13 protein-coding genes are annotated in these 13,799 nt (G+C 67.8%); 4 read left to right on the top strand and 9 right to left on the bottom strand.

The window, feature by feature from the left end; translation table 11 throughout:
• Nucleotides 1–90: 90 nt before the first annotated feature.
• The 8 genes from LL964_RS07785 to rph all read right to left on the bottom strand — a co-directional run bounded on the left by LL964_RS07785 (nt 91) and on the right by rph (nt 7,867).
• Nucleotides 91–489 (bottom strand): XVIPCD domain-containing protein, encoded by a 399-nt coding sequence (locus LL964_RS07785; protein ID WP_104586752.1) that lies wholly within the window; start codon nt 487–489, stop codon nt 91–93.
• Between the two features lie 28 nt (nt 490–517).
• Complete coding sequence (gene pepQ / locus LL964_RS07780) at nt 518–1,843, bottom strand: Xaa-Pro dipeptidase (protein ID WP_104586751.1); 1,326 nt, start codon at nt 1,841–1,843, stop codon at nt 518–520.
• Nucleotides 1,844–1,904: 61 nt separating this feature from the next.
• Nucleotides 1,905–2,252 carry a PilZ domain-containing protein gene (locus LL964_RS07775; RefSeq protein WP_104586750.1) on the bottom strand — a complete coding sequence of 116 codons (348 nt, stop codon included), beginning with the start codon at nt 2,250–2,252 and terminating at the stop codon, nt 1,905–1,907.
• On the bottom strand, nt 2,249–4,657 hold the full coding sequence (locus LL964_RS07770; RefSeq protein ID WP_104586749.1) for a DUF1631 domain-containing protein: 2,409 nt from the start codon (nt 4,655–4,657) through the stop codon (nt 2,249–2,251). The genes LL964_RS07775 and LL964_RS07770 overlap by 4 nt, the downstream gene beginning before the upstream one ends.
• A gap of 326 nt (nt 4,658–4,983) precedes the next feature.
• The gene (hemW, locus tag LL964_RS07765; protein ID WP_104586748.1) at nt 4,984–6,141 is read right to left on the bottom strand and encodes a radical SAM family heme chaperone HemW; all 1,158 of its coding nucleotides are present in this window, start codon (nt 6,139–6,141) and stop codon (nt 4,984–4,986) included.
• A gap of 15 nt (nt 6,142–6,156) precedes the next feature.
• Nucleotides 6,157–6,756, bottom strand: coding sequence for an RdgB/HAM1 family non-canonical purine NTP pyrophosphatase (gene rdgB, locus LL964_RS07760; RefSeq protein WP_167395260.1), 600 nt, complete (start codon nt 6,754–6,756; stop codon nt 6,157–6,159).
• Nucleotides 6,753–7,145 (bottom strand): VOC family protein, encoded by a 393-nt coding sequence (locus LL964_RS07755; RefSeq protein ID WP_104586746.1) that lies wholly within the window; start codon nt 7,143–7,145, stop codon nt 6,753–6,755. The genes rdgB and LL964_RS07755 overlap by 4 nt, the downstream gene beginning before the upstream one ends.
• Entirely contained in the window at nt 7,142–7,867 is a 726-nt protein-coding gene (gene rph, locus LL964_RS07750; RefSeq protein WP_104586745.1) for a ribonuclease PH, read from the bottom strand. The genes LL964_RS07755 and rph overlap by 4 nt, the downstream gene beginning before the upstream one ends.
• 106 nt (nt 7,868–7,973) lie before the next feature.
• Between rph and LL964_RS07745 the strand changes: the two genes are divergently transcribed.
• The 4 genes from LL964_RS07745 (at nt 7,974) to LL964_RS07730 (ending at nt 12,487) form a co-directional block, all read left to right on the top strand.
• The gene (locus LL964_RS07745; protein WP_104586744.1) at nt 7,974–8,834 is read left to right on the top strand and encodes a YicC/YloC family endoribonuclease; all 861 of its coding nucleotides are present in this window, start codon (nt 7,974–7,976) and stop codon (nt 8,832–8,834) included.
• Between the two features lie 158 nt (nt 8,835–8,992).
• Complete coding sequence (gene gmk / locus LL964_RS07740; protein ID WP_104586743.1) at nt 8,993–9,604, top strand: guanylate kinase; 612 nt, start codon at nt 8,993–8,995, stop codon at nt 9,602–9,604.
• Between the two features lie 286 nt (nt 9,605–9,890).
• On the top strand, nt 9,891–10,190 hold the full coding sequence (rpoZ, locus tag LL964_RS07735) for a DNA-directed RNA polymerase subunit omega (RefSeq protein ID WP_002812428.1): 300 nt from the start codon (nt 9,891–9,893) through the stop codon (nt 10,188–10,190).
• Nucleotides 10,191–10,315: 125 nt separating this feature from the next.
• Entirely contained in the window at nt 10,316–12,487 is a 2,172-nt protein-coding gene (locus LL964_RS07730) for a RelA/SpoT family protein (RefSeq protein ID WP_104586742.1), read from the top strand.
• Between the two features lie 195 nt (nt 12,488–12,682).
• Here the strand turns inward: LL964_RS07730 and LL964_RS07725 are convergent, their stop codons facing one another.
• A complete protein-coding gene (locus LL964_RS07725) occupies nt 12,683–13,552 on the bottom strand; it encodes a LysR family transcriptional regulator (protein ID WP_104586855.1) in 870 nt (289 codons plus the stop codon).
• Between the last annotated feature and the right edge of the window lie 247 nt (nt 13,553–13,799).

The raw sequence follows: 13,799 nt of genomic DNA, 5'->3' as shown, positions 1-13,799 counted from the left end.
ACAGCTGGGTCCGGCGGCCACCACTGAAGACGGGTGCGCGCCGGCGGCGCGCGTCAGGAGCGTGCCTGATCGTACGTCGTCCCGGCTGTTTTACTGTCCCAGCTGCGGTGTCTGGGTACGCTCGGGCTGCTGCACCTGCTCGCCTGGCGCAGCGATCTGCCGCGCACGCTCGAACGATTGCTCTTCCGGCGTACCCAGCGCTTGCGCGGTCTTCATGTGCGCGCGTAGATGCGCCGGGTTGGCCGGGTCGCCCTGCACCACGAATACGTTCTCGCCGCTGTGCACGCCGGTGCCGTTGGCCTCGCTCATCAGCACGTGATCCACGCGCGACAGGCCGTTCTCCTTGGCCAACGGCAGCAGTGCCGCGGTGAGCCGCGCGCTGGTCTGGTCGGGCGTGCGCCCGTGCGTGGCGTCGATTGCGTGGACACCGCGTTCGATCTGTTGGTACATCGGATGGTCTGGGTGCGAGGCCTGGCGTGGGTCGTTCATGGGAATCCTCCGTGCTGCGCAGGGGCGGTCATGCGGCCGCAAACACCGGGCGCGTCAGGTTTTCCGGTGCGTCGTCGGTACACACCACTTCGTCTTCGATACGGATGCCGCCATAGGGCTTGAAGTGTTCCACGCGCTGCCAGTCGATGCTGGCGGCATGGCCGTTCTTCTTCACCTGCTCCAGCAGCATGTCGATGAAGTACACGCCCGGCTCGATGGTGACCACCATGCCCGGCTCCAGGACGCGGGTCAGGCGCAGATACGGGTGACCATCCGGACGCTCGATGCGGCCGCCGCGGTCGCTGGCGGCAAAGCCCGCCACATCGTGCACCTGCAGGCCGATCAGATGCCCCAGACCGTGCGGGAAGAAGGCGGCGCTGACGCCGGTGGCCAGTGCGGCCTCGGGCGAGACGGTGAGGATGCCGAAGTCCTTGAGGATGCCCATCAGCGCCAGGTGCGCATCCACATGCAGCTGTTTGTAGTCCACGCCGGCACGCACGCCCTGGCCCATGCGGACCTGCGCGGCATCCACCGCCTGGATCAGCGCCTGGAACTCGCTGCCGGTGTCGGCGGCGTAGGTGCGGGTGATGTCGCTGGCATAGCCATAGGCGGAGGCGCCGGCATCGATGAGGAAGCTGCGCAGCGGCTGCGGCGGTTGCTGGCTCAGCTCGGTGTAGTGCAGCACCGCGCCGTGCTCGTTGAGCGCGACGATGTTGCCGTAGGGCAGGTCGTTGGCGTCCTGGCCTACCGCGGCGCAGTACGCCATGTGGATGCCGAATTCGCTCTGGCCGGCGCGAAACGCGGCTTCGGCAGCCCGATGGCCGCGGACGGCCAGTTGCTGGGCAATGCGCATCAGCGCCAGTTCGTATGGCGTCTTGAAGGCGCGCTGATACTCCAGGTAGTCGAGCACCGGCGGCGGGTTGTTCGGCACGTACGCGCCCAGCGCACTGTGCGCTTCGCCCAGGATGGCGCAGCGTTCGCTGCGCGCGGGCAGCAGCGTCAGCGCCTCGTCGGGCGTGCGGACGATGTGGATGTCGCAGTGTTCCACCCACCAGCCGCTCGGCGCATCGGGCACCACGTGCCAGTAATCGAACGGCTGATGGAAGATCACCGTCGGGCGCTGGCCCGGCGTGTAGACCAGCCAGCTGTCGGGCACGCGCGTCAGCGGCACCCAGGCCTTGAATTGCGGGTTCACCGCGTACGGGTAATCGCGGTCGTCGAACGCCTGGTAATGCAGGCTGCCGCTGGGCACCACCAGATGGTCGAAGCCGCCGCGTTGCAGCGCCTGGTCGGCGCGCGCGGCGAGCGTGCGCAAATGGTCGGAATACAGGTGGCTCAGGGACGGCTGGGGCATGCGGGGCTCGATCGGCGATGCGAAGGCAAGACACGATTTTGCCGCAAACCCGGTGAAGCGGTCAGCCGACCATGTGTTCTTCGGCGATCCAGGCGCGCAGGCGCAGGCGATGCGGCTCGGACATGCTCAGGAAGCGGAAGCCGGCCCAGGTCTGCCCGGGCGCATGTGCCGCGTCGGACCACAGCAGGTGCACGCCCGCATCGATCTCGGTGGCGCGACCCAGGCGTTCGGGCAGGCTGAAGCGCACCTGGTACAAAGCGTCGTCGTGCAGCGGAACCGAGGCCAACAGCAGCATGCCGGTTTCGGACACATTGCCGACGCGGCCGATCTGCGCTTCGCTGAGCATGTCGATGACCGGCACCAGATCGCTGGGCTGGCGGCGCGGAGCGCGGCGGGTGTCGTGGATCATGGGCTGGTCTCTGCGGGGGATTGGCCGGCCAGGCTGCGCAGCGTGCGCACGGTGGCATGCCAGGCGCGATCGATCAGTCGTGCCTTGTCTTCCACCAGCAGCCGCGCCTGGCCGTTGGCCATCAGCCGTGCCAGGCCGTCGAGCGAGTGCTCGCCCACCTTCTGCCCGCGCTGGTTGACGAACAGCGCGTGGCCGGTCATCGGGCTATACCAGGACAGCCGCTGCCGTCGCAGATCGCCTTGCTGGTTGATGGTGAATTCGAACCAGGTACCGAAGGGCAGGCTGCGTAGCTGCGCGTAGCAGGCCTCTTCGGCCGGGGTACGCGGGGCCGTTGCCGGTTTGCGCGCTTCGCCCTTGCCCTGGTCGCCCAGTCGCGCACGCGCCTTGAGCCTGGCGGTGAGCTCGGTGCGCGAGGTGAGTTCGTCTTCGCCGCCGGGCGTGGCCAGGCGGCGCGCGATCGCAGCCGCTTCGTCGGGGTGGTAGCCCACCTGCAGCAGCGCGGTCTCCACTTCGGTGCCGAGCGCGGTGTCCGGGGGGTCGCCCTTGCTGCGGCAGGTGACTTCGGCCATGCGCGCAGTCAAGGCCTGGCGCTCGTCCCATTCCGGCGACTGCTCGCCCTGGCGCAGCAGGGTGAGCGTGAGCACGTCGGACCAGGCCTGGCGCAGCAGCGACTGCACGAACCGCGGTGGCGCGCTGTGTTCGCACACGTCCTCGATGCGCGCCTGGGCCTGCTGCTTGGCCGCTTCCAGCCGTTCCTTGCCGCGTGCGGCATCCACATGCCGGCGCTCGGCGACCTCGGCCTTGCGGCTGAGCGCACGCAAGTGCGCCTGGATATCGTCGTTCGCCGCGGCAAATACCGCCTCATCGCCCTGGTAGTTGTCGACCACGCTGTCGACTGCGCTGCCCAGCTTGTGCAGCAACTGCGGGTCGATCTCGTCTTCGCCCAGCCATACCGCGCCGGACTCGGCGACGGTGTTGAGCAGTTCGCGCAGCGGATGCTGGTCGCGTACGAAAAAATGCGGGTCGGCCAGCGCTGCGCGCACGGCCGGCACCTGCAGTTTGGCGAGCAGTGCCTGCGCAGGCGTGTGTGCGCGCACTTCGCGCTGCATCTGCGCGTAGAGCAATCCGAGCAGGTCGAAGGTGTCGTTGTCCTGCGGCGACAGTGCCGCGCCCGGGCCGTGCTGGGCGCGCAGCACTTGCAGCACCTGGTGTTGCAGCGCGTCGATGCCGTTGGTGTGCGCGGCCGCATCCGGCTGTGCGCGGAGGTTGACTTGCAGGCTGGCCAGCGCCTCGGCGAGCGCGGCCTTGGGCACGGCGACCGCTGCTGCCGTGGGGGCGCTGGCAGGTTGCGCCGCGGCGGCCTGTCGCAGGCTGCCCGGCATGCCGCCTTGCGAGGCATGCGCGCCGTTGGATGCCTGCGCCTGGCGGGCCGACGCCATCAGGCCACCCAGCGCGTGCGTGGCCTGGCCGAGGGCCGGGTCGGTCTGCATGCCTGCCGCAGCGCCAAGCGATGCCGCGGGCGCGTTCAGCGGATCGAGCAAGGCGCTTTGCCAGGCGGTCGGGGCGGCCGATCCGCTCCAGCCGGTGGCTGGCCGCGCCGCGCGCTGCGCTCCGCCGCGAACATCGCCTGCGCCGGCGTCCTTGGGCGCGCCTGCAACCGCTGGCGCCGCACGTCGCGTCTGCACCTGGGTGGGTTTCACCAGATATGGGTGATAGACCAACCCCGGCAGAATGCCTTCCTGTTCCAACGTGCCATTGGCGCGTTCGAAGAGATCGCCCAGCCGGTCCATCACCTGACGCTCGAACACCTTGTACAGTGTGAGCTGCCCGTCCTGGTTGAGCCCAAGCGTCTGTCCGCATTCGCGCAGGATCCGACACAGCGTGTAGGGGCCGAGCGGCAAGGCTTCCAGTTCGAATTCGGGTACCGCGCCGATCACGGCCAGCCGCTGCGACAGCAATTGCAGCGCAGCGGCGCGGCGCGAGGTTTCGCGTCTGGCGATCTCGCTGAGCACGATGTCGCGATCGATATCGGTGTCTTCCACCAGCGTAAGCATTTGCGGGTGCGCCGATGCCTCCGGCGGCGGCATCAGCGCAGGGCGGGTGTGCAGGTTGGCCAGGTCCTGCGCCAGCGCCTGCAGAAAGCGCTGCGGAAAGCCATCGATCTGATCGCGCAGCCCGCGCGTCTGCGCATAGGTGTCGGCCTGGATCTGGCTGTTGCGCGCATGCTCGGCCTGATGCAGCAGATCGCGTTCCAGCTCGACGATGGTCAGCCTCAGCGGACCAGCGAGCGCCTGCACGCAGTGCGCGTGCAGCATGCCGAGCAGGCGCCGGCCGCGCGCGGACACCGGCGCTTCGGCGATCGGGCCGGGGAGTGTGGGCGGCAGGGAAGAGGCGGGCGTGGGCATCCGGGAGCGGCGGACTCGGTTCGAAGCGTGAGCTATGTAGCATGTTTTTCCGCTGCCCAGCGAACCGGTGTACGCAGGGCTGCATGCCGGCTTCGGCGTGCCGGCGATTCCTCGCGCCTGCGCAGCTCACTGCCTGCGGGGCTCGGCGGTTCGGCAGCCTGTCGCTCGGTGGTCAGGCGCGCGCGCCGGGGCGATCCGGGCGCGTGATGGGCGTGGAGTGCGCGTCGGTCGCGCCGGGCATGCGGGAGGCATCTGGTCGGTGCCCGATCGCACGCAGGCTCGAAGATGGCGACGGGCACGGGTGGCTGGTTGATCTGCTGCGCCGCTCAGTCCAGGAAGAGTTCCACCACATCGTTGGTGAAGCGGCGGCCCAACTCGGTGGGCATCAGGCGGCCGTCCTGTTCGATCAGCCAGCCTTGCGCGAACGCGCGTGCCAGCGGCGCGGCGATGGCCGAGGCCGGCAGCCCGGTGCAGGCTTCGAAGTCGCCCAGCCGGAAGCCTTCGTGCAGCCGCAACAGGTTGAGCATGTATTCGAACGGCAGCCGTTCGCGCGTGATGACGTCGTCGCCGCCGATCGATGCCGGGCTGCCGGCGCTGGCCAGATAACTTTGCGGATGCTTGTGCTTCCAGCGCCGCATGACCTGCTGTTGCGCGCCGGCGCTGATCTTGCCGTGCGCACCGGCACCGATGCCCAGGTAATCGCCGAAGCGCCAGTAATTGAGGTTGTGCGCGCACTGCCGGCCCGGCCTGGCATAGGCGCTGACTTCGTACTGCGCATAACCGGCGTCGGCGAGCAGGCGCTGGCAATGCTCCTGGATATCCCAGGCCGTATCGTCGTCAGGGATGCCCTGGGGCGGCCGCGCGAAGAACACCGTGTTCGGTTCCAGCGTCAGCTGGTAGTGCGACAGGTGCGCGGGCTGCAGCGCGAAGGCGCGTTCCAGATCGTACTCGGCCTGCTGCAGGGTCTGCTCGGGCAGCGCATACATCAGGTCGATATTGACATTGTCATAGCCGGCATCCTGCGCCAGCTTGATCGCGCGTTCGGCCTCGGCGCTGTCGTGGATGCGGCCGAGCCGTTGCAGCGCCACATCATCGAAGCTCTGCACGCCAAAGCTCAGCCGGTTCACGCCGGCCGCGCGGTAATGCTCGAAGCGGCCGTGCTCGGCGGTTCCCGGGTTGGTTTCCAGGGTGATCTCGAGATTCGGCGCAAAGCGCAGCCGTGCCGCAGCCGCCTGCAGGAAGCGGTCGATCGCTGCAGGCGGAAACAGGCTGGGCGTGCCGCCGCCGAAGAACACCGAATGCACCACCCGGCCCCATACCAGCGGCAGATCCGCATCCAGGTCGCGGATCAATGCATCCACGTAATCGTCGAACGGCAACGCGCCCTTGGCCGCATGCGAATTGAAGTCGCAGTACGGGCATTTGCGCACGCACCAGGGCAGGTGCACGTAGAGCGAGAGCGGGGGCGGGATCAGGTCGGGCATTGCATGACGCGTCGTTCAAAGCGCCAGCGCACGCAGCTTGTGCTGCAGCGTGGCCAGCGCCACTGCGCGATGGCTCAAGCGGTTCTTCAGCTCGCTGTCCATCTGTGCGGCAGTCAGGCCATGCGTCGGATCCAGAAACACCGGGTTGTAGCCGAAGCCACCGTCGCCGCGCGGTTCGGTGGTGATCACGCCTTCCCAGCTGCCTTCGGCGATCAGCGGTTGCGGATCTTCCGGATGGCGCAGCAGCACGATCACCGCATAGAAGCGCGCGCTGCGGCGCTCGGCGGGGATCCCGCGCATGGCATCGAGCAATTTTGCGTTGTTGGCCTGCGCGTTGGTGGGGCTGCCGGCATAGCGCGCGCTGTACAGGCCGGGCGCACCGCCCAGCGCATCGACGATCAGGCCCGAGTCGTCGGCCAGTGCCGGCAGGCCGGTCACCGCGCTGGCGTGGCGGGCCTTGATCAGGGCGTTCTCGACGAAGGTCAGGCCGGTCTCGGGCACCTCGTCCACGCCCAGCTCGCCCTGCGCCACGATCTGCAGCGGCAGGTCGGCGAGCATGGCGCGCAGTTCTTCCAGCTTGCCGGCGTTGCCGCTGGCCAATACCAGTTGTTTCATCGTTTGGGCTCCAGCAGATCCCACCGGGTGCCGTACAGATCGGCGAACACGGCGACCGTTCCGTACGGCTCCTGGCGTGGGGTTTCCAGGAATTGCACACCGTACGCCTGCATCGCCGCATGGTCGCGCCAGAAGTCGTCGGTGTAGAGGAAGTGATCCACCCGCCCGCCGGTCTGGTCGCCGATGCGCGCCTGTTGCGCGGCATCGGATGGCTGCGCGAGCAGCAGGGCGGCATCGTCCGCGCTGCCCGGGCCGATCACCACCCAACGCTTGCCATCGCCCAGCGCTCGATCCTCGAGCACGCGAAAACCCAGCGCGCCGCCATACCAGGCGATGGCCGCGTCGTAATCGGCGACCAGCAGCGTGGTCATGGCGATGCGCCGCTTCATGCGGCCAGTGCGGCGCGTTGCAGCGCCAGCAGCTCGCTCACGCCTTTTTCGGCCAGCGACAGCAGCGCATCGAGTTCCTCGCGGCGGAAGGCGTGGCCTTCGGCGGTGCCCTGCAGCTCGATGAAGCCACCGCCATCGTTCATAACCACGTTCATGTCGGTATCGCAGTCGCTGTCTTCGGGGTAATCCAAATCCAGTACCGGCTCGCCGCGGTAGATGCCGACCGATACCGCCGCCACCGCACCGATCACCGGGTGTTTCTTGATGTCGCCGCGCTTGAGCAGCAGGTTCACCGCGTCCGCCAGCGCCACGTACGCGCCGGTGATGGCGGCGGTGCGGGTGCCGCCGTCGGCCTGCAGCACGTCGCAGTCCAGGGTGATGGTGCGCTCGCCCAAGGCATTGCGGTCCACGCAGGCGCGCAGTGCGCGGCCGATCAGGCGCTGGATTTCCAGCGTGCGGCCGCCCTGCTTGCCGCGCGCGGCTTCGCGGTCGGAGCGGGTATGGGTGGAGCGCGGCAGCATGCCGTATTCGGCGGTGACCCAGCCTTCGCCCTTGCCGCGCAGGAAGTTCGGCACGCGGTTCTCCACGCTGGCGGTGCACAGCACGCGGGTGTCGCCGAAGCTCACCAGCACCGAGCCTTCGGCATGGCGGGTGAAAGCGCGTTCGATGCGCACCGGGCGCAGCTGATCGGCCATGCGGCCGCTGGGGCGGGAAAAGGTCATGCGATGGATCCGGAAGTCGGGAGGTGGGTCTGTCGGCGCGTGGCGGGCGGTCAGCCAGCGCGGCCCGCTAGAGTACCATTCGCGCTTTGATGGAACGGGACTGACGATGATCCGAAGCATGACCGCATTCGCCGGCGGCGAACGCATCACGCCCTGGGGGACGCTGGGCTGCGAGCTGCGCTCGGTCAACCACCGGTTTCTGGAGGTCGGCACCCGCCTGCCGGAGGAGTTGCGTGCGCTGGAGCCGTTGCTGCGCGAACGCGTGGCGGCGAAGAACAGCCGCGGCAAGCTGGACCTGACGCTGCGCCTGCGCGCGCCGGAGCATGCGCAGAGCCTGGCCGTGAACGAAGCGCTGCTGCAGGAGCTTGGCGCGCTCGCCACGCGGCTGGATGCGAGCTTTCCCAGGTTGCAGGTAGGCTTCACCGAGCTGCTGCAACTGCCCGGCGTGCTGCAGGTGCAGGACGTGGATGGGCCGGCCTTGCAGGCGCAGGCGCTGGCGTTGCTGGACGAGGTGGTGGACAGCTTCGTGGACGCACGCGAGCGCGAGGGCGCCAAGCTGGCCGAGGCGATCGGCGAGCGGGTGGACGCGATCGAACGCATCGCCGCGCAGGTGCGCACGCTGATTCCGGTCATCCGCGAAGGTCAGCGTGCCAAGCTGGCCGCCCGCCTGGCCGATCTGCCGCATCCGGTGGACCCGGGCCGCGCCGAGCAGGAACTGGTGTTGTGGCTGCAGAAACTCGATGTGGACGAGGAACTGGACCGGCTGTCCAGCCACATCGGCGAGATCCGCCGCGTGCTCAGGCAGCGCGAACCGGTGGGTCGGCGCCTGGATTTCCTGCTGCAGGAATTCAACCGCGAGGCCAACACGCTCGGCTCCAAGTCGGTGGACAGCCGCACCTCCAACGCCGCGGTGGACCTGAAGGTGCTGATCGACCAGATCCGCGAGCAGGTGCAGAACATCGAGTAGCCGGGATTGGGGATTCGGGATTCGGGATTCGGGCAGGGGCAACTGCACGCCCGGATGTCTGCGGACTGCAGCCAATCCCGGTAGCATGTCGACCCCGGTGGTACCGGTCCGCAGTCCATTTGCGAATCCCGACTCCCCAATTCCGAATCCCTGACCCTATGCGCGGCACTCTCTATATCGTTGCGGCCCCCTCGGGCGCCGGCAAGAGCAGCATCGTCAACGCCACCCTGGCACGCGACCCGAAGATCGCCCTGTCGATCTCGTTCACTTCGCGCGCGCCGCGGCCGGGCGAGCGGCATGCCGAGCACTACCATTTCGTCTCTGCCGGCGAGTTCCAGGGCATGATCGAGGCGGGCGACTTCTTCGAATACGCCCTGGTGCACGGCGACTGGAAAGGCACCGCGCGGCAGTCGGTGGAGCCGCAACTGGCCGCCGGCCACGACGTGCTGCTGGAGATCGACTGGCAGGGTGCGCGCCAGGTGCGTCAGAAGGTGCCCGATGCGGTGAGCGTGTTCATCCTGCCGCCGTCGCGCCAGGCGCTGGACGAGCGCATGCGCAAGCGTGGGCAGGACAGCGAGGACGTGATGGCGCAGCGCCTGGCCGCCGCGCGCGAGGAAATGCTGCACTTCGAAGAGTTCGACTACGTCATCATCAACGAGACCTTCGACATCGCGGTGGCGGAGATGTGCGCCATCTTCACCGCCAGCCGCTTGCGCCGGCAGGCGCAGCAGCAGCGGCATGCGGGGCTGATCCAGGCGCTGCTGGAGTAACCAGCGCGGCCTCCGGCGCGCAGATCGTCCTTCACGGACCGGTGTATCGGCCACCGCGGCGAGCGGCATGCGCCCTGCGTCGAGTGGGATCGGAAGGCCGCCAGGCGCGACGCTGGGGCCGCGTTCTGCGCAGCAGGACCGTGATTCGGGGCGGCGACGCTGGTTCAAGTCGCTGATTCCAAAGGAAACTGAACGGCCGCCGGTTGCCCGGTCCGCAGGGCGGGCGTACACTCCGCCCCCTTTCCCTCATTCGATGCGCGGCCGCTACCGGTCGCCGGGAGCCCGCATGGCCCGCATTACCGTAGAAGATTGCCTGGAAGTCGTGAACAACCGTTTCGAGCTGGTCATGATGGCCTCCAAGCGCGCCCGTCAGCTCGCCAACGGCGTGCAGCCGCTGATCGAGAACGCCGACGCCAGCGACAAGCCCACCGTGATGGCGCTGCGCGAGATCGCCGCCCGCCGGATCGACAACGCGCTGATCGATGAAGTCGAGAAGGCCGAACGCGAGCGCGCCGAGCGCGAAGCGCTGGAATGGGCCGCCGCCGAAGTGGTCGCCGACGAAGACATGTCCAAGAACGACGACTGATCCATCGCAGCGCGTTCGGTCCGGACAGCCCGCCTCGCCGCGGGCTGTTTTCGTTTAGGACCGTTGCACTGCGCCGGGCTATGCAAACGTTTGCCGTCATTGCGCCGCTGGCATAGTCTTCCGCCATGAACCCAGGCCCTACTGCCCAGGCGAGCGCGGCGATGTCCCCGTCCTCCGACCCGGCGATTCCCGACTACGTCCTGCACTTCGAGCGTGCTGCCAGCTACCTGCCCAAGGAGCAGCTGCCGATCCTGCGCCGTGCCTGGGAAGTCGGTGCCACGGCACATGCGGGCCAGACCCGCAAATCCGGCGAGCCCTACATCACCCATCCGGTGGCCGTGGCCGGCGTGCTGGCCGAGCTGGGTCTGGACATGGAATCGTTGATCGCCGCGATCCTGCACGACACCATCGAAGACACCCCGCTGACGCGCGAAGAGCTGGCCTCCGAATTCGGCGAAGCGGTGGCCGAGCTGGTCGATGGCGTTACCAAGCTGGACAAGCTCAAGTTCCGCGACCGCCAGGAAGCGGCGGCCGAAAGCTTCCGCAAGATGCTGCTGGCGATGTCGCGCGACCTGCGCGTGATCATGATCAAGCTGGCCGACCGCCTGCACAACATGCGGACCCTGGGCGCGCAGAGCACCGAGGCGCGCGGCCGCATCGCGCGCGAGACGCTGGAGATCTACGCACCCATCGCCCAGCGCCTGGGCATGAGCCTGATCAAGTCCGAGCTGCAGAACCTGGGCTTTCGTGCGCTGTATCCGTGGCGCCACGCCATCATCGAAAAGCACATCCGCAGCCAGCCGGTGGTGCGGCGCGAATCGATGGCGCAGGTGGAAGTGCAGTTGAGCCAGCGGCTGGCCAAGGAAGGGCTGGAGCACCGCCTGGTCAGCCGTATCAAGACGCCGTGGAGCATTTATTCGAAGATGCACGACGAGAACAAGTCCTTCGACCAGGTGATGGACGTGTTCGGCTTCCGGCTGGTGGTGCGCACGGTGGCCGATTGCTACCACGCGCTGGGCGCGGTGCATGCCACCTTCAAGCCGCTGGACGGGCGCTTCCGCGATTTCATCGCGATCCCGAAGGCCAACGGTTACCAGTCGCTGCACACGGTGTTGTTCGGGCCGTACGGCTCGCCGATCGAAGTGCAGATCCGCACCGAGGAGATGGATCTGATCGCCGAACGCGGCGTGGCGGCGCACTGGACCTACAAGGTCGGTTCGGCCGCACCCAACAGCGCGCAGAGCCGCGCGCACGACTGGATCGTGGAGCTGATCGATTCGCAGCGTGCGGCCGGCTCGTCGCTGGAGTTCCTGGACAATGTCAAGGTCGACCTGTTCCCGGACGAGGTCTATCTGTTCACGCCCAAGGGCAAGATCCTGGCATTGCCACGCAATTCCACCGCGCTGGATTTCGCCTACGCGGTCCACACCGACGTGGGCAACCGCGCGGTGGCCTCGCGGGTGGACAAGAAGCTGGTGCCGCTGCGCACCAAGCTGGTCAGCGGCCAGGCGGTGGAGATCATCACTGCGCGCTCGGCCACGCCCAAGCCGCAATGGCTGGAGTTCGTGGTCAGCAGCAAGGCGCGTACCGCGATCCGCCATCAGCTCAAACAGCTCGAACACGAAGATGCGGTGCAGCTGGGCCACCGCATGCTCGACCGCGCGCTGGAAGCGATGGACTCCTCGCTGGAGCGGCTGCCCAAAGGACGCCTGGACGCCTTCCTCACCGAACATCGCTACCCGCGGCTGGAAGCGCTGCTGGCCGACGTGGCGCTGGGCAACTGGATGCCGACCCAGGCCGCGCAGGCGCTGATGGCCTACGCCGAACTGCGCGGTGGCGGGCATTCCAAGCATTCGCACGAAAAGATCCTGATCGACGGCAGCGAGCGTGGCGTGATCAGCTTCGCCAATTGCTGCCAACCGATCCCCGGCGACGAAATCATGGGCTACCACACCGCCGGCAAGGGCATCGTGGTGCACCGGCTGGATTGCCCGAACCTGGCCGAGCTGCGCAAATCGCCCGAGCGTTGGGTACCGATCGACTGGGACTCCAACGTCAGCGGCGACTACGACACCGCGCTGATCGTCGAAGTGGAAAACCGCACCGGCGTGCTGGCGCAGCTGGCCGCGGCGATCGCGCAGAGCCAGTCCAACATCGAACGGGTGGACTACCTGGACCGCGACTTCAATGCCGCCGTGCTGCGCTTCAACATCCAGGTGCGCGACCGCCGCCACCTGGCCGAAGTGATGCGCCGGCTGCGGCGTCTGCATGTGGTGCAGAGCGTGGGGCGGCAGTAGCGGATCCGCTCGTCCTGATCGTCCCCTGCGGATCGATGATGCGGTAGTGCGAAGCGTCTTCAGCGCCCGCCGAAACACGCCCGCCGGTTGTTTGGGCGCGTCTGCAGGGCAAACAGGAGAAAGAGGTCGGGCGCTCCCGCGTAAGGCTGGCGAACGCTGGCCTTTGCCGTCGGCGCAACGGTCGTGCCGATGCGCTCAGGCGATCAATCGGCGCAACGCCGGATTGTCGTTGTCCTGCTTCCACACCAGATGCAATTCCACCGGTGTGGCCGGTGCCTCGTCGCGCAGCGGCAGGTAGACGATGCCGGCGTAACGCAGGCCGCTCGCGCCTTCGGGTACCAGTGCCATGCCCATGCCGCCGCGCACCAGGGCCAGCACCGAGTGGATCTGGCTGACGTACTGCACCGAGCGCGGTGCGATGCCGTGTGCACCGAACAGTTGCGCCAGCAGATCGTAGAAGTAGCGCGCCTCGTCCGGGGCGTAGTTGACCAGCGGCTGCCCGTCGAAGTCCTGCAGGCGCAGGCTGTCGCGCTGCGCCAGGGGAGCGTCTTCGGGCAGGGCGGCGATCAGGGGTTCGCGTGCGACGCAGCGGCTGTGCAGGCCCTGGCGCTGGATCGGCGGGCGCAGCAGGCCGATGTCCAGCCGCCCGGCATCCAGCGCATCCAGCTGGGCCAGGCTGACCATCTCCTTGAGTTGCAGGTCCACATCCGGCGCGTCGCTGCGCCAGCGCGCGATGGCCTCGGGCAGGAAGCGATAGCTGGCGCCGGCGGTGAACCCCACCGACACGCTGCCGGCATCGCCGGTGCCGATCCGGCGCGCGCGCAGGCCGGCGTTCTCGGCCATGCGCAGGATCGCGCGCGCCTCGGCCAGCAGGCTGCGCCCGGCCTGGGTCAACCGCACGTGGCGACTGTTGCGCTCCAGCAAGGCGGTACCCACGCTGTGCTCCAGCAATTGGATCTGTCGGCTGAGCGGCGGCTGGGTCATGTTCAGACGCTCGGCTGCACGCCGGAAGTGCAGCTCGTCGGCAACGGCGACGAAGCAGCGCAACTGGGGCAGATCGAACATGGCAGTGTTCTCCGATGTGACGATGTGGATGAATTCGATGCTGCACATGCAACATCTGCGCGCATGCGGCTCGGATGAATACGCCAGGCGCGCTCCGCAAGGCGATAACGAGCGCGAGCATCGATAATTACGCTGACCACAAAAAAGCGTTGCAAAGCAGCCATTTGCACTGTTTTCGTGCGATTCCTGTCGCATTTGATTCAATCAATGTATCAAACGATGCGTCATTTGGCTTGGACTGGCAACG

This window comes from Xanthomonas melonis, from assembly GCF_020783655.1.
GTDB lineage: Bacteria > Pseudomonadota > Gammaproteobacteria > Xanthomonadales > Xanthomonadaceae > Xanthomonas > Xanthomonas melonis.
The sequence above is the reverse complement of the archived record's forward strand: the minus strand, read 5'-3'. Positions and strand labels throughout refer to the sequence as shown.